We start from the raw sequence: 2,002 nt of genomic DNA, 5'->3' as shown, positions 1-2,002 counted from the left end.
GGGGCTTTGTCCCCAAGGACAAAATCATTGGTAAGGCGTCAGTCCGGTTTTGGCCGATTAACCGAGCGGGTGGGATCGATCCTCAACCTGATTATCGCTAGCTTACTCCCTTCTTAGTGACAAATTAGACATCTAGTGTGGATAGTGGGTCGTGGATCGTGAATAGTGGATCGTGAATTGCAAATGTCGGCGTTGCTGAATTGGGGTATAAAGCATAGACCTTGCCCTGCTTGGTGAAACGCACGCTGAGGAAGCCTCTGCGCGATTTCATCCGCTCACCCCCAGCCCCTCTGTCTTGACGCACACAAACGGGAGGGAACCTCCCGTTCGATGCGCCGCTGTCTTGACCCAAACGCACGCTGAGGGAACCTCAGCGCGATTTGGGTCGCTCCCAAGCTTGGGAGCGATTCGCGCACGCCTCTGTTCCCCGACGGTTTAGCGGCGTTTTTATGTCTAGGGTTCCCCCCGAATAAAAAAGCGGATTGATTTTCGGTCGGGTTTCCCGACCATGAAAATCAACCAAGCAACGACAAGACAGAGGGGAGCCAGAGCCGGAGGCGAAGGCGGGGTGAGGGCGGGGTGAGGGCGAATCATACTCCAACTTAGCAACGCCAATTTAGCGATCGATCGCCATCCAGTAATTTCATCGATCGAGGCAAAATAGATTAACATCGATCTTGTCACCACATAAAAACACGTCCATGTCATCGAAAATCGCCCTCTGGGTCGGACTGATTGGTGTAGCCGCGACTATTCCCCTCGTGCAGACTATCGCCGTCGCCAAGAGTGCGATCGAAGTTCAGAGAATTGCCAAGCAAGTAACCGTAAAGATTAGTGCTTGTGGTTTTGGTTCTGGGGTCATCATTCGCCGAGCCGGGAGTACTTACACCGTACTGACGGCGGCTCATGCGGTGAAAAAAAGTGCCTGTCAAGTCACCACCCCCGACGATACGAAATATCCGGTTGCCAATATCAAAACCTTTCCGAATCAGGTCGATCTGGCTGTCTTTACGTTCACCAGTAGCAAAAACTACCCAGTTGCCAAATTAATCGCCAACTCCGATTTAGTCGAAGCGGGTGAGAATGTCTATGTATCTGGCTACCCACTCTCTTCGACGATTAGCAATTCGATTTTTGTCTTTGTCAAAGGTGATGTAGTTAGTAATAGTAGTACCAAGCAGCAAGAGCAGGGTTATTCACTGATTTACAGCAACAATACTCTGCCAGGGCACAGTGGCGGCCCCGTGTGGAACGATAAAGGGGAAGTGATTGCCATCCACGGGCAAGGGGATGTGGATACCAAGATCGAAAAGACGATGAATGATGGAGTGCGGGTGAAAACTGGCTTCAACCTGGGCATTACAGTCAATACATTTACCAAGCTGGCTACTGCCGCTGGTATCGGTGGTTATACACCTGTGACGGTAGCTGCTAAACCAAAACCTGTAGACGATCTGATTGCTAGTGCGATCTTTAAAGAGAGCAAGGGTGACTATCGGGGTATCTTAGCCGATATGAATCGCGCGATTCAACTCAATCCCAATCTTGCTGATACTTACTATATTCGTGGTATTGCTAAATCTAAGCTAGATGATAGCCAGGGAGCATTAGCAGATTATAATCGAGCGATTCAACTCAATCCCAATGATGCTGATGCTTACACCAATCGCGGTGTTCTGAAAGATGACAAGCTCAATGACAGCCAGGGGGCATTAGCCGATTATAACCGCGCGATTCAACTCAATCCCAATTATGCTCTCGCTTACTATAATCGCGGTGTTCTGAAAGATGACAAACTCAATGACAGCCGAGGAGCATTGGCCGATTTTAACCGGGCGATTCAACTCAATCCCAATGATGATCGAGCTTACAACAATCGCGGTATTCTGAAAGTTGACAAACTCAATGACAGCCAGGGAGCATTAGCCGATTTTAACCGCGCGATTCAACTCAATCCCAATAATGCCAATGCTTGCTACAATCGTGCTTTTCTGAAACAGAC

The 2,002-nt window shown here is 49.2% G+C and carries 3 protein-coding genes and 1 pseudogene; 2 read left to right on the top strand and 2 right to left on the bottom strand.

Translation table 11 applies throughout. From position 1 onward, the window contains the following. A pseudogene (locus tag RMO35_RS25275) lies at window positions 1-101 on the top strand (signal peptidase I); the annotation flags it as partial. Window positions 102-124: 23 nt separating this feature from the next. On the opposite strand, the gene RMO35_RS10385 reads toward RMO35_RS25275, so the two are convergent. Together RMO35_RS10385 and RMO35_RS10380 are read right to left on the bottom strand one after the other, a co-directional pair. After that, window positions 125-271: a hypothetical protein gene (locus RMO35_RS10385; RefSeq protein WP_309740967.1), complete on the bottom strand. Its 147-nt coding sequence runs from the start codon at window positions 269-271 to the stop codon at window positions 125-127. A gap of 182 nt (window positions 272-453) precedes the next feature. Beyond that, on the bottom strand, window positions 454-672 hold the full coding sequence (locus RMO35_RS10380) for a hypothetical protein (protein ID WP_309740965.1): 219 nt from the start codon (window positions 670-672) through the stop codon (window positions 454-456). Window positions 673-701: 29 nt separating this feature from the next. Between RMO35_RS10380 and RMO35_RS10375 the strand changes: the two genes are divergently transcribed. Continuing rightward, a partial coding sequence (locus tag RMO35_RS10375) for a tetratricopeptide repeat-containing serine protease family protein (RefSeq protein ID WP_309740963.1) occupies window positions 702-2,002 on the top strand: 1,301 nt, incomplete at its 3' end.

The organism is Chamaesiphon sp. OTE_20_metabat_361 (genome assembly GCF_031364565.1).
This window is presented reverse-complemented; position numbering and strand designations above follow the sequence as displayed.

What these genes read in the sequence shown, in the direction of transcription:
- RMO35_RS10385 (WP_309740967.1), bottom strand. Translation starts at nt 271, where the DNA reads ATGAAATCGCGCAGAGGCTTCCTCAGCGTGCGTTTCACCAAGCAGGGC.
- RMO35_RS10380 (WP_309740965.1), bottom strand. Translation starts at nt 672, where the DNA reads ATGTTAATCTATTTTGCCTCGATCGATGAAATTACTGGATGGCGATCG.